General features: G+C 66.8%; 1 protein-coding gene. It reads right to left on the bottom strand.

All coding sequences use genetic code 11. The features are described 5' to 3' along the window. A partial coding sequence (locus tag SB772_RS40740) for a 2-keto-3-deoxygluconate permease (RefSeq protein ID WP_410838617.1) occupies positions 1-274 on the bottom strand: 274 nt, incomplete at both ends.

Raw genomic sequence — 274 nt, 5'->3', positions numbered from 1 at the left:
ACCGCCGCGCCCGCCGTCGACGAAGCCGCGAGTCCCGCCGCGCCGTTGCCGCCCGCGATCCAGCGGTCGGCGAGAATCAGCGGAATGCCGGTCACGACGATCACCGCAAGGCCGAGCAGCACGCCCGCCATGCCGCTCTTCGCGATCACGTTCAGGTCGATGCCGTTGCCGAGCGCGAAACCGAAAAACGGAATCAGCGGATGCACGCAGCGGCCGAAGAACTCGCGCAGATCGCTGTCGATATTGCCGAGCGCGAAACCGATCAGAAACGGCA

It is taken from the genome of Paraburkholderia sp. SIMBA_030 (assembly GCF_046535245.1).
In the GTDB taxonomy this organism is placed as follows: Bacteria; Pseudomonadota; Gammaproteobacteria; order Burkholderiales; family Burkholderiaceae; genus Paraburkholderia.
This window is presented reverse-complemented; position numbering and strand designations above follow the sequence as displayed.